General features: G+C 71.9%; 14 protein-coding genes and 1 riboswitch. Of the genes, 8 read left to right on the top strand and 6 right to left on the bottom strand.

Annotation, left to right across the window (positions count from 1 at the left end):
• Positions 1 to 245: 245 nt before the first annotated feature.
• Positions 246 to 1,406 carry an alpha/beta hydrolase gene (locus OG294_RS32755; RefSeq protein WP_327070172.1) on the top strand — a complete coding sequence of 387 codons (1,161 nt, stop codon included), beginning with the start codon at positions 246 to 248 and terminating at the stop codon, positions 1,404 to 1,406.
• A gap of 98 nt (positions 1,407 to 1,504) precedes the next feature.
• Here the strand turns inward: OG294_RS32755 and OG294_RS32750 are convergent, their stop codons facing one another.
• From OG294_RS32750 to OG294_RS32740, 3 genes are read right to left on the bottom strand one after another with little or no spacing between them, the layout of a single operon-like run.
• Positions 1,505 to 2,587 (bottom strand): threonine aldolase family protein, encoded by a 1,083-nt coding sequence (locus OG294_RS32750; RefSeq protein WP_327070171.1) that lies wholly within the window; start codon positions 2,585 to 2,587, stop codon positions 1,505 to 1,507.
• Positions 2,584 to 3,327, bottom strand: a complete 744-nt coding sequence (locus tag OG294_RS32745) for an SDR family NAD(P)-dependent oxidoreductase (RefSeq protein WP_327070170.1) — start codon at positions 3,325 to 3,327, stop codon at positions 2,584 to 2,586. Before OG294_RS32745 ends, OG294_RS32750 begins: the two co-directional genes overlap by 4 nt.
• Positions 3,324 to 4,721 carry a DUF6421 family protein gene (locus OG294_RS32740; protein WP_327070169.1) on the bottom strand — a complete coding sequence of 466 codons (1,398 nt, stop codon included), beginning with the start codon at positions 4,719 to 4,721 and terminating at the stop codon, positions 3,324 to 3,326. The genes OG294_RS32745 and OG294_RS32740 overlap by 4 nt, the downstream gene beginning before the upstream one ends.
• Before the next feature lie 448 nt (positions 4,722 to 5,169).
• Here OG294_RS32740 and OG294_RS32735 point away from each other — a divergent pair, with 448 nt between their 5' ends.
• Positions 5,170 to 5,739: a DUF5134 domain-containing protein gene (locus tag OG294_RS32735; RefSeq protein ID WP_327070168.1), complete on the top strand. Its 570-nt coding sequence runs from the start codon at positions 5,170 to 5,172 to the stop codon at positions 5,737 to 5,739.
• 225 nt (positions 5,740 to 5,964) lie between these two features.
• Complete coding sequence (locus OG294_RS32730) at positions 5,965 to 6,927, top strand: M56 family metallopeptidase (protein WP_327070167.1); 963 nt, start codon at positions 5,965 to 5,967, stop codon at positions 6,925 to 6,927.
• Positions 6,928 to 6,995: 68 nt separating this feature from the next.
• Here the strand turns inward: OG294_RS32730 and OG294_RS32725 are convergent, their stop codons facing one another.
• On the bottom strand, positions 6,996 to 7,403 hold the full coding sequence (locus OG294_RS32725) for a MarR family transcriptional regulator (RefSeq protein WP_327070166.1): 408 nt from the start codon (positions 7,401 to 7,403) through the stop codon (positions 6,996 to 6,998).
• A gap of 87 nt (positions 7,404 to 7,490) precedes the next feature.
• Between OG294_RS32725 and OG294_RS32720 the strand changes: the two genes are divergently transcribed.
• Together OG294_RS32720 and OG294_RS32715 are read left to right on the top strand one after the other, a co-directional pair.
• A complete protein-coding gene (locus OG294_RS32720) occupies positions 7,491 to 9,029 on the top strand; it encodes an MFS transporter (protein ID WP_327070165.1) in 1,539 nt (512 codons plus the stop codon).
• A 246-nt stretch (positions 9,030 to 9,275) separates the two neighbouring features.
• Positions 9,276 to 9,923: a TetR/AcrR family transcriptional regulator gene (locus tag OG294_RS32715; RefSeq protein ID WP_327070164.1), complete on the top strand. Its 648-nt coding sequence runs from the start codon at positions 9,276 to 9,278 to the stop codon at positions 9,921 to 9,923.
• Positions 9,924 to 10,136: 213 nt separating this feature from the next.
• Here OG294_RS32715 and OG294_RS32710 read toward each other — a convergent pair whose 3' ends face one another.
• A complete protein-coding gene (locus OG294_RS32710; RefSeq protein ID WP_327070163.1) occupies positions 10,137 to 11,003 on the bottom strand; it encodes a helix-turn-helix domain-containing protein in 867 nt (288 codons plus the stop codon).
• Positions 11,004 to 11,386: 383 nt separating this feature from the next.
• Here OG294_RS32710 and OG294_RS32705 point away from each other — a divergent pair, with 383 nt between their 5' ends.
• Complete coding sequence (locus tag OG294_RS32705) at positions 11,387 to 11,995, top strand: ATP-binding protein (protein ID WP_327070162.1); 609 nt, start codon at positions 11,387 to 11,389, stop codon at positions 11,993 to 11,995.
• A 234-nt stretch (positions 11,996 to 12,229) separates the two neighbouring features.
• Here the strand turns inward: OG294_RS32705 and OG294_RS32700 are convergent, their stop codons facing one another.
• Positions 12,230 to 12,466, bottom strand: a complete 237-nt coding sequence (locus OG294_RS32700) for a DUF397 domain-containing protein (RefSeq protein ID WP_184934102.1) — start codon at positions 12,464 to 12,466, stop codon at positions 12,230 to 12,232.
• Between the two features lie 518 nt (positions 12,467 to 12,984).
• Here OG294_RS32700 and OG294_RS32695 point away from each other — a divergent pair.
• Positions 12,985 to 14,016, top strand: coding sequence for a hypothetical protein (locus OG294_RS32695; RefSeq protein ID WP_327070161.1), 1,032 nt, complete (start codon positions 12,985 to 12,987; stop codon positions 14,014 to 14,016).
• 625 nt (positions 14,017 to 14,641) lie between these two features.
• Positions 14,642 to 14,806: riboswitch (cyclic di-AMP (ydaO/yuaA leader) on the top strand.
• Positions 14,807 to 14,813: 7 nt separating this feature from the next.
• Entirely contained in the window at positions 14,814 to 15,977 is a 1,164-nt protein-coding gene (locus OG294_RS32690; protein ID WP_327070160.1) for a transglycosylase family protein, read from the top strand.

Genomic DNA, 15,977 nt, shown 5'->3' with positions numbered 1-15,977 from the left:
CACGCTGTTGAGTTCTCAAGGAACGGACGCTTCCTTCAAGCCGCTCTCGCAAGCTCTCCGGGCGCTTCGTTCTTTCGTGTTTCGAGCTTATCAGATCAGTTTCACTCCGATTTACCGAAGTTCATCTTCCCGACTTCACTCTGCCGCCCCTCTCGGCGCGACTCCGGAACTGTACGGGCAGCAGCCCGCCACAAGCAAATCGCCTCGTCCGGCATTCTGGGGGCCGACCCGAGGGAGGAATGGCCATGGACATGGTCAAGAGGTTGAGTGCGGCGCTGGGTGCCGAAGCGGTCCCGATCGACGGGGCGGCGACACCGAACCGGAGCAGCCACTGGCAGCTCGTCCTGCCGGACTCGACCGCGCCCTTGGTGGTCGACCTGGTGACCGATCCGGCGACGGCGGTACCGCACAGCGTCGCCGTCCTGCTCCCCGGCGGCGGTCTCAATGTCCGGGCGAGCTACTGCACCGCGCAGGACGGCGGCGGTCTGGCCGGATTCCTCGCCGCCCGCGGCCACCTCGTCCTCGGCATCACGCCCCGCGAGGACGCGCTGACCACGGAGAGCACCGGCCCGCACTGTGCCGAGTGGGGCCTCGCCGCCCACCGCCGCGACGTGCGGCAGGTGCTCGCCGCCGTCGACGAGGCGCTCGGCCTCCCCTACGACCTGCTCGGACACTCGGCCGGCGCCGCCCTGGCGCTGGACACGGCGGCCCAGCCCGACGCCCACCCCCGACGCGTCCTCGTCCTCGACACCACCGGGCCCTACGACCCGGCCACCGAACCCGAGCTCGCCGCCCGCGCCGGCGCGCTCACCGATGCGCTCCAGGAGCAGCTCGCCGCGGGCCACTGGACGGTCGACCCCGGCCTCAAGGGCCTGTTCGCCCGCGCCGCCGCCGACCCCGCGGGTGACAGCCCGCTCCCCCGCCCGGGCCACCCCGGCACGGCCTTCGGCAACCTCGCCCTGCTGCACTACGCGCTGACCCGCACCCACCTGCTGCCGGGACCGGCGAACTGGATCTACCACCGCGGCCACAGCAGCGGCTCCTTCGAGTTCGGCGCCACCGCGGTGCAGGACCGCTTCACCCTGGACCGCACGCCGCTGGCCGTCTGGTCCGAGGCGGTCGGCCGGCTCGGCAGCGGGGAGCAGCCGACCGCCCTGCTGCGCGATCTCGCCGCCGTGTGGGGTGGCCGCGAGGAGGTGTACCGGATCGATTGGGCGGCGATCCGCGCCGAGGTGGTGTGGATCAACACCGAACTCGGGCGCGGCGATCACGACCTCGGCGCACGGCTGATCCGCGCGGGCGGGGCGCGGGTCGACTACCGGGTGGTGCCGGGCTACGGCCACGCGGACGTGGTGTGGGCGCCCGATGCCGAGCGGGACGTCTGGCCGCTGCTGCCCGCGCGCTGAGCCGCGAGCGGCGGTCGGGCAGCACGAAAAGGCCTTCGGCCGGCCGGGACAGTGTCCCGGCCGGCCGAAGGCTGGAGTCGAGCAGCGGGCGGAAGGACTCAGAGGCCCCGGCCCAGCTCCTCCGCTATCGCCGCCGCGAAGGCGTCGATGTCCGCCTCGGTGGTGTCGAAGGCGGTCATCCAGCGCACCTCGCCGGTCTGCTCGTCCCAGAAGTAGAAGCGGTAACGCTTCTGCAGCCGCTCGCTGACCTCGCGCGGCAGGATCGCGAAGACGGCGTTGGCCTGCACCGGGCGGACCAGGGTGACGCCGTCGATCGCGCCGACCGCCGTGGCCAGGCGCTGGGCCATCGCGTTGGCGTGCCCGGCGTTGCGCAGCCAGAGGTCGCCGGTGAGCAGCGCCTCGAACTGCACCGAGACGAAGCGCATCTTCGAGGCGAGCTGCATCGACATCTTGCGCAGGTACTTCAGGTTCCGGACCTTCTCCGGGTTGAGCACCACCACGGCCTCGCCGAGCAGCAGGCCGTTCTTGGTGCCGCCGAAGGAGAGCACGTCCACCCCGGCGTCGGTGGTGAACTCGCGGAAGGGCCGGCCCAGCGAGGCGGCGGCGTTGGCCAGCCGGGAGCCGTCCATGTGGACGAGCATGCCGCGCTCGTGCGCGTGCTCGCAGATCGCCCGGACCTCCTCGGCGGTGTACAGGGTGCCGAGCTCGGTGCTCTGGGTGATGGAGACCGCGAGCGGGGCCGCCCGGTGCTCGTCGTCCCAGCCGTAGGCCTGCCGGTCGATCAGCTCGGGGGTGAGCTTGCCGTCCGGAGTGGGGACGATGTGCAGCTTGATCCCGGCCATCTTCTCCGGGGCGCCGCACTCGTCGACGTTGATGTGCGCGCTCTCGGCGGCGATCACCGCGCCCCAGCGCGGCAGCAGCGCCTGGAGCGCGACCACGTTGGCGCCGGTGCCGTTGAAGACCGGGTAGGCCTCGGTCTGCTCGCCGAAGTGCTTCTTGAAGACCGTCTGCAGGTGCTCGGTGTACTGGTCCTCGCCGTACGCGACCTGGTGGCCGCCGTTGGCGACCGCCAGTGCGGCCAGGATCTCCGGGTGGACACCGGCGTAGTTGTCGCTGGCGAACCCGCGCACGGCGGGGTCGTGGCGGCGGATCGCGTCGGTCCCGGACGGGGTGGTGCTCATCGGGCTGTCAGCCACAGGTGCTGTCCGTTCAGTTCTGCTGCGGGGCGGGCCCAGAGGTCCGCGAGGTTGTCGGCCAGGTCGGCGGTGTCGGTGAAGCCGGCGAACTTCGCCTCCGGCTTCTCGGCCCGCATCTCGGGGCTGACCAGGGCCTTGATCACCAGGATGACAGCCGCGGCGGTCGGCACGCCGTCCTCGGCGGTGGTCTCCTTCTGGAAGGAGTGCGCCATGGCGAGCGTCCAGGCCTCGCTGGCGGCCTTGGCCGCCGCGTAGGCGGCGCCGCCACCGGTGGGCTTGTGCGCGGCGGCGGCCGAGACGATCGCGTACCGGCCGGCCTCGCTGCGAAGCAGCGCGGGCTGGAAGGCGAGCGAGGTGTGCTGCAGGGTGCGGACCACCGTGTTGTGCAGGAAGTCCCAGTCGTCGATCCGGGTGTCGTGGAAGCTCTTGCTGCCGCGCCAGCCGCCGACCAGGTGGAACAGGCCGTCGACGTGGCCGTGCTCGGCCTCCAGGTGGTCGGCCCAGTCGTGCACCTCCTGCGGGTCGAGCAGGTCGATGACCTGGCCGCTGACCCGCGCCCCGGGCACGGATTCGCGCACCTTGGCGAGCGCACCGTCGAGGCGCTGCTGGTCGATGTCCGCGCCGATCACCACGGCGCCGCCGGCCGCGAGCCGGCGCATGGTCGCCTGGCCGGCCGGGCCGCTGGCACCGGCGACCGCGATCACCTTGTCCTGCAGGGCGCTCACGCGGCCACCTCCGTCACGCCGGCACCGGTGATGCCGGTGGTCGCGGCGATCACGCCGCTGAGCTTCTTCGACAGGGCCTCGTAGAACATGCTGAGCGGGAACTCGTCGGGGTGGACGGCGTCGCACAGCGCCTTGTTCAGCGCCTTGCCGTCCAGGTCCAGCGGCAGCGCCTCGGGGCCCTTGGCCCAGGTGGAGGCCGGGTGCGGGGTCAGGTAGCGGGAGACCAGCTCGTAGGCGGCGATCCAGTGGGCGGTCTTGGGGCGGTCGATGCCGGCCCGGTAGAGCGCCTCGATCTCGCCGCAGAGGGCGTTGGTGACCTCGGCGACCCGGTCCCAGTCGATGCTCAGCCGGTTGTCGCGCCAGCGCAGCGCGTCGTGCTTGTGCAGGTAGGCGAAGAGCAGCTGGCCGCCCATGCCGTCGTAGTTGCGGACCCGGCCACCGGTGACGGGGAAGCGGAACATCCGGTCGAAGAGGATCGCGTACTGGACGTCGCGGCCCTGCGGGTAGCCCTCGGCCTCCAGCCGGACGGCCTCCTTGAAGGCGGTCAGGTCGCAGCGCAGCTCCTCCAGCCCGTACATCCAGAACGGGCTGCGCTGCTTGATCATGAAGGGGTCGAACGGCAGGTCGCCGTGGCTGTGGGTGCGGTCGTGCACCAGGTCCCACAGGACGAAGGTCTGCTGCGAGCGGGCCTGGTCGGCGATCAGCTCGGCGGCGTCGGCGGGGATGTCCAGGCCGAGCAGCCGCACGGCCGAGGTGGACACGGCGCGGAACCGGGCGGCCTCGCGGTCGCAGAAGATGCCGCCCCAGGTGAACCGCTCGGGGGCCTTGCGGACGGCCACGGTCTCCGGGAAGAGCACCGCGGAGTTCGTGTCGTAGCCCGCCGTGAAGTCGACGAAGGTGATCGGCACGAACATCGGGTTGTCGAAGCGGGTGCGCTCCAGCTCGGCCAGCCAGTCGGGCCAGACCACCTCGAGGAGGACGGCCTCCAGGTTGCGGTCCGGGTTGCCGTTCTGGGTGTACATCGGGAACACGACCAGGTGCTGCAGGCCGTCCACCCGCTCGGCGGCGGGCTGGAAGGCGAGCAGCGAGTCCAGGAAGTCGGGCTCGCGGTAGCCGGTGTCGGCCCACTTGCGCAGGTCGGCCTGGACGGCCTCCAGGTAGGCCGCGTCGTGCGGGAAGAGCGGTGCCAGCTCCGCGATCGCGTCGAGCACGGTGGCCAGCAGCGGGTCGACGGTCTGCCGCTGGACCGCGGCCAGGTCGATCGAGCCGTCCTTGGACTGCAGCGGGCGCAGCTCCTCGACGGTCTGCTTCAGCCGCTGCCAGGCGGGGTGGTCGGAGAGGGGCGCCGCCGGACGGTCGGCCGCCACCGCGAGCTTCGACGAGAGATTCTGCATCGGGGACCTGCTTCGACAGAAGTTATTGAATCAAGGACACGATAAGGACGAAAGGTTCTCCTGTTCAAGGGGGGTTCGATGAGAGAATCTCCACTCGATGGGGTAGATGCCCGATTTCCTTCCGGTGACGGGCCGCTGAACGCCCAGGCCGGACGCCCGGATTGGCCCGCCGGGGGCGGGCGCCCGACCGGAACGACTCTCTCCGCTCCTGTGACGCGATCGCCAGCGCACAGGTCCAGTCGGCCGTGCCGACCGCCCGGGTCCGACCGTCGGCCCGCCCCGCCGACCTGCCCGGCCCCGCCCCCGGCGCGCGGCTCCACCCAGTGCCACCGGCGCACCTCAGTGCGCCCCTGTGCACGCCCTGCTCCGCACCCGTGGCCGTGGGTGATCGTGGTCGGTACCCCCGTTCCGCTTGGCGCGCGCACGCGGCGGGGACGGAGGGGGAGGCATGTACGGACCGGCTGTGCTCAGCTGGCTGCTGGCGCTGCTGACCGCCGGCACCGGCGGGATCTGTCTGATCCGGCTGCACCTCACCCCCCGCACCGCGCCTGGCGGCGGGCGCGGCTCGGACGCGGTGGAGGCCGCGATGGGCCTGGGCACCGCCGCGATGATCGCGCTCGGCGACCGGCTGCCGGCCGCGCTCTGGGTCGCGCTCTTCGGCCTGCTCTGCGCGGGCTCGCTCGGCGCGGCGGCGGGCCGCGGGGCGGGCGGACGGCGGGCCCACCGACTGCACCACGCGGTCGGCGCGGCGGCGATGGCCTACATGGCACTGGCGATGGGCGGCGCACCGCAGCAGCACGCGGGGATGGTGATGCCGATGGGCCGACCCGCGGTCACCGGGCTGCTGCTGGTCTACTTCGGCTGTTACGCGCTCTGGGCGGGCAGCCGGCTGCTGACGGTGCCGGTCCGGCCGGGCGCCACCGGAACGACGGGGCGGGTGGTGCTCGGCGGCCCGCTGCCCCAGGCCTGCCGGCTCGCGATGGGCGTGGGCATGTTCGCGATGCTGCTGGTGCTCTGAGTACCCGACGAGTGCTCGGCGAGCGCCTGGAGAGTGCTCGGCGAGTGCTCGGCGAGCGCCCGAAATCTTGCTCCGCGCGGGAACCCGGCGGCGTTGCCCGGCGTTCACCAGTACGCCCGCGTGGCGTTGGTCACTGCCGGGGAGCGGCCGTTCCACGCCGTCCACCGAGCGCCTAGATTGAGCCGCAGTGTCCGGTCACACCTTCATCTGGGGGGACCCACTGCCATGACGGCCCTGCTCGGCCTGCTGCTGCTCGGCGTGCTGCTCGCCACCGCCGGGCCACTCCTGCTGACCCGGGCCGGCTGGGCCGAGCGTGAACCGGTGCTCGCGCTGCTGGTGTGGCAGTGCCTGGTGATCGCCGTCCTGCTCTGCTGCCTGCTGAGCCTGCTGCTGGCCGTCTCGGCCGCGCTGCCCGAGGTGCGCACCCTGCTCTTCGCCGGGGCGCCGCGCGGCGTGGAGGCGGCGTACGGACTGGGCGAGGCCGAAGGCTGGGGCCGGTTCTGCGCGGCGCTGCTGGCGCTGGGCGGGCTGCGCACCGCGCTCTCGCTGGCCCGTGAGATCCGCTCGGCGCGCGCCGAGCGCGGCCACCGGCACGCCGAACTCGCGACCCGCGCACCCGAGTTGCCGGCCGCCGCCGGAGATCTTCCGGCCCGCCGCGAGCGCCTGGTAGTGCTGGAGAACGTCCAGCCGCAGGCCTGGTCGCTGCCCGGACCGCAGTCCCGCCTGGTGGTCACCACCGGGGCGCTGAGCCGGCTGACCGACCGGGAGCTGGCGGCGGTGCTGAGCCACGAGCGCAGCCACGTCCGGGCCCGGCACCACTGGCTGGCGCAGTGCGCGCAGGCGCTCGCGGCGGGCTTCCCCGGGGTCGGGGTGTTCAGCGCGTTCCGGGACCAGGTGGGCGAGTTGGTGGAGCTGGCCGCGGACGACCGGGCCGCCCGCCGGCACGGGCGACTGATCACGGCGCACGCGATGGTCGAGATCAATGCGGGGCGCGGCGTCTTCGCGTCCTGCCCCGGCGGCCCGGTCCCCGGTCAGCTGGCCCAGGCGCCGCGCCGGGTGGACCGGCTGCTGGCCGGCCGGCCGCGGCTGCCCGTGCTCACCCGGCTGCGGCTGACCGCGGCGGCACTCGCGGCGCCGGGCAGCGTGCTGCTGCTCGCGGTGCTGCCGGGCCTCAGCGCGCTGCACTGAGGCGCGCCACCGGGGCGGCTTCGTACGGATCGGGAGGTGGCGGAGCAGCGGTCGGCGCGGCTCGGGAGTCAGCCGCAGCTGGGCTGTTGGCGCTTGAGCAGCATCCGCTCCAGCACCTCGCGGTGCAGCGGCCGGGCCGCCTCGTAGCGCTCCTGGCCCAGCGGCGCGAGCCGGACGTAGATGCCGCGCCGGTCCAGGTCGCACATGGTCCGCTCGACCAGGCCGGCCTTCTCCAGGCGGCCGATGAGGCGGGAGAGCGCACTCTGGCTCAGATGGACCTTCTCGGCCAGCTCCTGCACCCGCAGCAGGTCGGCGGCCTCGGCCAGGCGCTCCAGCACCTCGAAGTCGCTCATGCAGAGCCCGAAGTGCTCGCCCAGCTCACGGTCCAGGGCACAGGCTGTCGCCGCATGACGGGCCAGCAGGTCACGCCACTCGGAGACCAGGGCGGCCGTCTCGGCCGGGTCTTGTACTGACACACCCGCATGCTACCACATGCATGAGCACTATATGAGTTCACATTATATTTACTTGCATTGAATGCACATGCATGTACTGTTTGGGCCATGACCTCCGCAGGCCACCGTGCGCCAACAGCCAGCACTGTCCAGACATCTGACCGTCCGTCCGACCAGCTCCAATGGAGCCCCCAGCTCTGGGGCGCCCTGATCGTTCTCTGTGCCGCCCTCTTCCTGGACGCCCTGGACGTCTCGATGGTCGGCGTCGCCCTGCCGTCCATCGGCTCCAGCCTCAAGCTCTCCACGTCGGCACTGCAGTGGGTGGTCTCCGGCTACGTGCTGGGCTACGGCGGTCTGTTGCTGCTCGGCGGCCGGGCCGCCGACCTGCTGGGCCGCCGCCGGGTCTTCCTGATCGCGCTCGCGGTCTTCGCCGCCGCCTCGCTGCTGGGCGGCGTGGTCAGCGACGGCGGGCTGCTGATCGCCGCCCGCTTCCTTAAGGGCGCCAGCGCCGCGTTCACCGCGCCCGCCGCCCTGTCGATCATCACCACCACCTTCCCCGAGGGCCCGGCCCGCAACAAGGCGCTGTCGATCTTCACCACCTGCGGGGCCAGCGGCTACTCGCTCGGCCTGGTGATCAGCGGCCTGCTCACCTCGGTGGGCTGGCGCTGGACCTTCCTGATGCCCGTCCCGGTCGCACTGATCGCGCTGGTGTTCGCGCTGAAGCTGCTGCCCAAGCACCCGCACGAGCGCTCCGAGGGCGGCTACGACGTGGCCGGCGCGATCACCGGCACCGCTTCGCTGCTGCTGCTGGTCTTCACCGTCACCGAGGCCCAGGGGGCCGGCTGGGCGAGCCTGCGCACCATCGGCTCGCTGCTCGCGGTGGTCGTGCTCGGCGCGGCCTTCCTGCTGATCGAGCAGCGCGCCGCGCACCCGCTGGTACGGCTCGGGATCTTCCGCAACGGCAACGTCGCACGGGCCAATGTGGCGGCCTTCGTGCTGATGGGCTCCTACGCGGGCTTCCAGTTCATCGTGGCGCTCTACCTGCAGCGACTGCTCGGCTGGTCGGCTCTGGAGATGGGCTTCGCACTGCTGCCGGCCGGCGCGCTGGTCGCCCTCTCCTCCACCAGGATGGGCGCCATCGTGGACCGCTACGGCACCGGCCGGCTGCTGCCGCTCGGCAGCCTGGCGATGGTGATCGGCTACGCGCTCTTCCTGCGGCTGGACACCCACAGCACCTTCGCCGCCCTGGTGCTGCCGACCATGGTGCTGCTGGGCATCGGCTTCGCGCTCTTCTACCCCTCCGCCAACATCGCCGCCACCAACGGCGTGGCCGACGAGGAGCAGGGGCTGGCCTCCGGCCTGGTCAACACCGCCATGCAGATCGGCAACGCGCTGGTGCTGGCCGTCACCACCGCGGTGATCACCGCGGGCAGCCACGGCGGGACCAGCCCGCAGGCCCAACTGGACGGCTACCGACCGGGATTGCTGCTGGTCACCGGGGTCGCACTGATCAGCCTGGTGGTCACCGCGAGCGGCGCGGTGCTGGACCGCCGACGCACCGTCACCCCGCCCGCCGTGCCGGACTACGATTACGGTCGGGTCAACGCCGAGGCGGGCGCTGGCCGGACGCTGACCGAGAAGGTCTGATCACCAAGACCTGGACATGCGGCGGCTGCCGACCGGTCTCCACCGGTCGGCAGCCTGCTGACCAGCCACCGCGCGCCGAGCCCTCGCCGCGCGGTGGTGCCGGTCTCACCAGTCCCCCGTTCTGGTGAGACCCGCACCTGGGTTTCCGTACCCCGGCCGACGTCCGCCTTCGCCTCGGACGTATGCCTGGGCCGCTCCTGGCCACGTATATTGACCGAGAGCCAACCAAAGTACGGAGCTGACACGATGGCACCTCGCGGGGAATCGGTCAACGAGGAGATGCGGCTGCGCTCCCGGCGACGGCTGATGCGAGCCACCGTGGAACTGGTCGACCAGCACGGATACGCCGCCACCACGCTGGCCGACATCGCCGAGCGGGCCGGGCTCGCCCGCGGCCTGGTGTCGTACTACTTCGACGGCAAACGACTCCTGATGCAGTCGGCCACCCACCGCCTGATGCACCTGGAGCTGGCCGCCGCGCTGGAGGCACTGCCGTCCGGCGCCTCACCGCAGCACCGGCTGGCCACGGCGATCGACGCGGTGCTCCACCTCGCCCTGAACCACCCGCGGGTGATGCGCTCGCACCTGGCGCTGATCCTCGACCCGGACATCGGCGGCTTCGTGCAGGACCCCGAGCAGCAGCAGCTGGGCACCATCCTGCGCGAGGTGCTGGCGGACTGGGGGGCGGGCGATCCGATCGCCGAACACGCCGTCCTGCGCAGCGCGTTGATGGGCGGCTGCATCGGCGTCCTGCTGCCCGGGGCGCAGACCCCGCTGCCGCCGATCCGGGCCGCCCTGTTCGCCCGCTACTCGCTGGCCTGGGAGCTGGGCTGCCCGCCGCAGCCGCAGGCACCCGCGCAGCCGCACTGGCAGCCGCACGAGGCCTCGGAGTAGCGCCCGGCAGGAGCGGCCGAACAGGCCCCGGGGCTTGTCAGACGGACCCTGGTGCCGCGTCAGGCAGCCTTTGCCCGTCAAGGAGCGGCGTCCGGTGCGTGCTGTCGGCGTGCCGGCCGGAAGTCCTCGTACTGGACGTACTTGGGCTTTCGGCCGGTGCGGCGAGAGTGCGTGCCGGGCGTCGCGACGGGGCGAAGGTTGCCTGACGCGGCACTAGTTCTCGGCGAGGATCGAGGCGAGCAGCTCGACCGTCTTCTCGGGGGTGAGACTGTCCACGCACAGCCGCTCCATCACCTGCACGTAGGCGTCGACGTCGTCGCGCTTGTCCAGGTAGAGCGCGCTGGTCAGTTGCTCCAGGTAGACCACGTCGGCCAGGTCCTGTTCAGGAAAGCGCAGGATGCTGAAGGCGCCGCTCTCGCCGGCGTGCGCGCCGAACCGGAACGGCATCACCTGGATCACCACGTTGGGCTGCTCGGCGACGTCGATCAGGTACTGCAGCTGACCGCGCATCACCTTGGGGCCGCCGACCGGACGGCGCAGCGCCGCCTCGTCGATCACGGCCCACAGGCGCGGCCCCTGACCCTCCGTCAGGAGCTTCTGGCGGCGCAGCCGCAGGCCGACCAGGCGCTCGATCTCCTCGTCGCTCAGCACTGGCCGGCTCTGCCCGAAGACCGCCCTGGCGTACTCCTCGGACTGCAGCAGGCCGGGGATGAACTGCACCTCGTAGGTGCGGATGAGCGAGGCGGCCTCCTCCAGGCCCACGTAGGTCTGGAACCAGCCCGGCAGCACGTCGCTGAAACTGTGCCACCAGCCGGACTTGTTGGCCTCCCGGACCAGGCCGAGCAGCGACTCGCGCTCCTCCCCGTCGGTCACCCCGTAGAGGCTCAGCAGATCCGCGACGTCGCGCTCCTTGAAGCTGACCCGACCCAGCTCCATGCGACTGATCTTGGACTCGGAGGCGCGGATGGCGTAGCCCGCGTCCTCGCGCGTGATGTTGCGGCTCTCGCGCAGTCGGCGCAGCTGGGAGCCCAGGAGGATCCGGCGCACCATGGATCCGCCGCCTGGCTGCACTGTGGTCATGCCGTGGGAACCTCCGCGTCGGGAAAACAGCGCACAGTCTGCCATCACTTGGCCGCTCACAGTGCCTGTAGTGGCAGAAGGATCTATCAATTTTGCATCGGCACGTCCATCAGCACGTCCATTGGCACGTTCCGCTGCACGTGCATCCGGTGTCTGCATATGCCAATAGTGCGACTGCACGTGAATCGACTCTTGCATCTGCCGTGAGCGCAGAGCACGATGGTGCACGTGCAGTTGCACGCCCCTGGACATTCCCCGCGGGCTTCGTTGTCGACCGTGCACGCCGGGTCGGGGCGAGGACGAAGCGGCCGAGCGAGTCGGAGGTGACCGGCATGACCCCGCCGGGTCCAGCCGTGTCTGCCCCCTTATGGGAGGAGCTCTTCATGGGCACCGGTGCGGCCCTGGCCGTCGATCCTGACGTCGTGACGTGTACCCTCGCTCCCCGCTATGACGCGGTGAAGACTGCCCGCGACTTCACCAGAACCACTCTGCAGCGCTGGGGACTCGGCGATCTCTTCGACGATGTGGCCCTGGTGGCCTCGGAGTTGGTGACCAACGCACTCCGGCACGCGATCGGCGAGCCCACCGCGGCGAGCCTGCCGGGCGCCAAGGGCTGTCCCGGTGGCCTCTCCGCGATCCCGGCCCAGCCGGGCGCCGGACGCTGCACCGAGGGACAGCCGGCCGAGGGACGGCTGCCGATCCGGATCAGCCTGGTCCACCGGGGTTCCCAACTGGTGTGTGCCGTCAGTGATCCGAGCATCGCCGGACCGGTCACCCGGGAGGCGGACTTCGTCGCCGAGTCGGGGCGCGGGCTGCACCTGGTGGACTCCTTCAGCCACTCCTGGGGCTGGCACCCGCTGGCCTCCGGCTCCGGCAAGGTGGTCTGGGCGGTCTTCCAGGCCGACGGACCGTCAGTCGACCTCGCCAGCGCGATCGCTGACTCCATATCAGCCCCGGCCACGACGGCCGGACGCCACCGCCGCTCCGCCTAGGACCCCGCAGGACGCGCCGACCGGCCGCCCCGGGGTCGAACACCGCCCCGGGGTCCCGCCTGTCCACGACGCCCCGCCGGAACGGATCACCACACCGGCTCCCCCTCGGCACCACTGCGGCCGCACGCCTTCAGCCGTGCGCCAACTCCCCAGCAGCGCAACGCCGAACGCCGTCGCGGCCCCTGCTCCCACGACGGCGCGAACCAGCCTGCCCCACCCGGCCCGATCGGCCACTCAGGCCACCAGGTGGTCGAACTCCCCGTCCTTGGCACCCAGCAGCATCGCCGCTATCTCGTCGCGGGTGTAGATGAGCGCCGGGCCGTCCGGGAAGCGTGAGTTGCGCATCGCGACCGCGCCGTCCGGAAGGGCGGCGAACTCCACGCAGTTCCCCTTGGAGTTGCTGTGCTGACTCTTCTGCCAGACCACGCCATCGAGGTCCGCAGCAGCCATGCCGTTGTACGTGTGGTGCATAGAAATCTCCCAAGAGCCTGGAGTGCTCGTACTGCTCGGCGCCCAACCGATCCGGCCGCCGGCCGCCTCCGGCTCGTACGGGCAGGGCGGATGCCTTACTACTCGTAATGATAACGCTAATGCACGTGCATCGGCATGTGATTTTGCGCGTGCAGCCGCCTGTACGGGAGGTGACCAAACCGCCTCCTGGCGGGCCCATCGGATGTCCCGATCCGGACATATGACAGCAAATCAGCAGACTGACCGTGACCCCGCGTCTGAAGGACGGCCGGAGAGGCTGACCGGTTCGACCATTGACACGGGGGTTCGATTGATCAACTTCGCAGCCGATTCCTCACACTCCGTCACATTGATCGAAGTGGGCTGGCGATTTGTCAGTGATTACCCGGAAATGCCCGCCCGCCGACCGGGCGCACCGGCCAGGCGGCGGCTGCTGATATTCCGGTGGATATGCGACAGACGTGCGGTAACGGCAGCCGAATGCCGGATGGTCCGGCGCATGTCCTACGATCTCCGCCATGAGCACTGCAGCCATCCCGGGCGCGCCACTACCCGTCCGCACGCCAGGCTCCCGCGCGCGGGGGCGCCATCGTCGACCCGAACGGCCTGAGCTGCCGGTCGGCGCCCCGGCCCTCGTGCTCGCCGTCCCGGCCGAGGCGACGCCGCAGGCGGTCGCGGTGGTGGACGAACTGCTCTCGATCCTCCGCGGCGAGCAGCCCGGAATCCTGGCGGCGGCCGGCTGGCTGCCCACCGCGCCGTCCCCGGCGCCCGAGGCCGGCGCCACCGCCTCCGCCGCGGCCGATGCTGACGTCGACTCCGGCGCCGCCGACACCGGCGCGGCGGCCGGCACCGAGGCCGAGGCCGCCGAGCAGGCGGCCGAGGCGAGCCCGGCCCCGGCGGTCCAGCAGGTCGACACGGTCGAGAGCCTGGTCGCCGGCGCACTGGCGGCCGGAATGCCGGCCCCGGTGCTGGTGCCGCTGCTGCCCGGCCCGCACGGCTACCTGACGGAGCTGCACGCCCTGGCCGCGCGGACCGGCGCCCAGGTGACCGACGTGCTCGGCCCCCACCCGCTGCTCGCCGAGGCCGTCCACGTGCGCCTCTCCGAGGCCGGCCTGGCCCGCGCCGACCGCGCGCGGCTGTTCGCGATCGCCACCGCCGCCGACGGCGTGGTGCTCACCACGGTCGGCGGCGAGGACGCCGCGGCGGCGGCCGGGATCACCGGCGTGCTGCTCGCCGCCCGCCTGGCGGTGCCCGTGGTGGCCGCGGCCCTGGACGTGCCCGGCGCGGTGGCCGGTGCCGTCGAGCACCTGCGGGCCACCGGCTCCCAGCGCCCGGCGCTGGCCCCGCTGGTGATCGGCCCCGAGGCCCCCGAGGACCTGCTGCTCGCGGCGTGCGAGGAGACCGGCTGTCCGAGCGCGGCCGCACTCGGCGCCTACCCGACCCTCGGTCAGCTGATCGCCTCGGCCTACCTGGCCGCGCTGCCCGAGCCGGTGGCCGAGCCGCTGCCGACCGAGGAGCTGCTCACCGAGGAGCCCGTCGCCGGCGAGTGACCCCCTGACCAACGGCCCTGCCGGCCCGCTGATGGCCCCGCTCCCGCCCAGGAGCGGGGCCATCGGCATGTCCGGAGCACGGTTCGTCGGCCGGTCGGTCAGGGCGCCCCGGAGGTCCGTTGACGGGCCGATGGCGCACATGTGGTGAATTGGTGACGATTCAGTGTCCAGTCGGGAAGTGGTGGACAGGACCACCCCGCCGACCGATTGGTCGGCGTCGCGAGCTGACGCGATGACAGAAGGGGTAAATCGGACATTCGGTCGATGTCGACCAGTGCGCCGGACCGGGCCGTTCGCCCCGCCGACAGCCGGTCAGGGCGCTCCGGTCCGATCGGCCACCCCCTTGATCACCAAGGCCGAAAACGGACAGCCCATCAGCATCACCAACCCTGAGCCCACGGCACATCCCGTTTCCCGCAGGCACATTGCACGCCCCGGCCGGACCCCTCCCCCGACGCCCTCTCAGGTCCGCCGCCGGGGCGATCTTGAAGGTTCCATGGTGGGCCTGTGACGGCCATCACAGCTGTTTGCGGATTCAACTTATCTCTGTCTAACGTGCTCCCCGTTCGTGGTCACACGGACCCAGCACAGCCGGACGCCGAGTCCTGCCACCGGATGCGCTGGCAGCGCGAAAACGCACCACGGCAGGAGCGGGGGAACCAGGTAAGCCGCCCCGGCACCCGGTCTTCGGACCGAGTGACCGGAGCTAGGGGTGAAGCCGCGCAGCAGCGCGGCCGGGCAACTCCAGTCCGAATCCGACAGCTCACCTCGTAGGCGTAGGAGAGGAACGCGTCTTCATGCTGCCCACCACTGGCACGACCCGTCCGTCCCGCACCGCTCGCCGAGCGATCGCCGCCACCGGCCTGCTCGGTCTCGGCCTCGCCCTGCCGTGCATCACGGCCACCACCGCCTCCGCGGCGCCCGTCTCCACCTGGGACAAGGTCGCCCAGTGCGAGAGCAGCGGCGACTGGAGCATCAACACCGGCAACGGCTACTACGGCGGCCTGCAGTTCAGCGCCTCCACCTGGGCCGCCTACGGCGGCACCCAGTACGCCCCGCAGGCCGACCAGGCCACCAAGGACCAGCAGATCGCCGTCGCCGAGAAGGTCCTCGCCGACCAGGGCCCCGGCGCCTGGCCGGTCTGCTCCGTCCAGGCGGGCCTGACCCAGGGCGGCGCCCCCGCCGCCGTGAACCCCGGCGCCCCCGCCACCAGCGCCCCGGCCCAGCCGAGCGCCCCGGCCCAGAGCGCCCCGCAGTCCTCGCAGTCCTCGCAGAGCGGCAGCCAGGGCCACTGGAACCACCAGTGGAACGGCACCAAGAACTCCGGCGGCCAGACCTACACCGTGGCGCGCGGCGACTGGCTCTCCACCATCGCGCAGAGCCACCACGTGGCCGGCGGCTGGCAGAAGCTGTACGAGCTCAACAAGTCGGTCCTGACCGCCGGTCCTGACACGCTCTACCCGGGCCAGCAGCTGAGCCTGGGCGGCTCGGCCAGCGCCGCCCCGAGCAGCGACAGCGCCCCGGCCGCCAGCACCCCGGCGCCGGCCGTCAACGCCCAGACCACCGCCTCCACCACCGCCGCCACCCCGGCGCCCGCCTCCGGCGCGATGGCCACCGCCGTCGCCTTCGCGGAGTCGAAGGTCGGTCAGGCCTACATCTACGGCGGCACCGGCAACGGTGGCTGGGACTGCTCCGGCCTGACCCAGGCCGCGATGGCCTCGGCGGGCATCTCCATCCCGCGGGTGGCCGCCGACCAGGCCGCCGCCAGCACCCCGGTGTCGATGAACAGCCTGCAGCCGGGCGACCTGCTGTTCTGGTCGAACAACGGCCAGAACTCGGGCGTCTACCACGTCGCCATCTACGTCGGCAACGGCCAGTTCGTCGAGGCCGCCAACCCGAGCGCGGGCGTGAAGTACGAGACCATCGCCAACTACGCCCCGGACTTCGCCGGCCGGGTCTGA

Source organism: Kitasatospora sp. NBC_01302, assembly GCF_035976515.1.
GTDB lineage: Bacteria > Actinomycetota > Actinomycetes > Streptomycetales > Streptomycetaceae > Kitasatospora.
This window is presented reverse-complemented; position numbering and strand designations above follow the sequence as displayed.

Coding starts and splice junctions, on each gene's coding strand:
- OG294_RS32755 (WP_327070172.1), top strand. CDS start 246: ATGGACATGGTCAAGAGGTTGAGTGCGGCGCTGGGTGCCGAAGCGGTC.
- OG294_RS32750 (WP_327070171.1), bottom strand. CDS start 2,587: ATGAGCACCACCCCGTCCGGGACCGACGCGATCCGCCGCCACGACCCC.
- OG294_RS32740 (WP_327070169.1), bottom strand. CDS start 4,721: ATGCAGAATCTCTCGTCGAAGCTCGCGGTGGCGGCCGACCGTCCGGCG.
- OG294_RS32735 (WP_327070168.1), top strand. CDS start 5,170: ATGTACGGACCGGCTGTGCTCAGCTGGCTGCTGGCGCTGCTGACCGCC.
- OG294_RS32730 (WP_327070167.1), top strand. CDS start 5,965: ATGACGGCCCTGCTCGGCCTGCTGCTGCTCGGCGTGCTGCTCGCCACC.
- OG294_RS32720 (WP_327070165.1), top strand. CDS start 7,491: ATGACCTCCGCAGGCCACCGTGCGCCAACAGCCAGCACTGTCCAGACA.
- OG294_RS32715 (WP_327070164.1), top strand. CDS start 9,276: ATGGCACCTCGCGGGGAATCGGTCAACGAGGAGATGCGGCTGCGCTCC.
- OG294_RS32710 (WP_327070163.1), bottom strand. CDS start 11,003: ATGACCACAGTGCAGCCAGGCGGCGGATCCATGGTGCGCCGGATCCTC.
- OG294_RS32705 (WP_327070162.1), top strand. CDS start 11,387: ATGGGCACCGGTGCGGCCCTGGCCGTCGATCCTGACGTCGTGACGTGT.
- OG294_RS32700 (WP_184934102.1), bottom strand. CDS start 12,466: ATGCACCACACGTACAACGGCATGGCTGCTGCGGACCTCGATGGCGTG.
- OG294_RS32695 (WP_327070161.1), top strand. CDS start 12,985: ATGAGCACTGCAGCCATCCCGGGCGCGCCACTACCCGTCCGCACGCCA.
- OG294_RS32690 (WP_327070160.1), top strand. CDS start 14,814: ATGCTGCCCACCACTGGCACGACCCGTCCGTCCCGCACCGCTCGCCGA.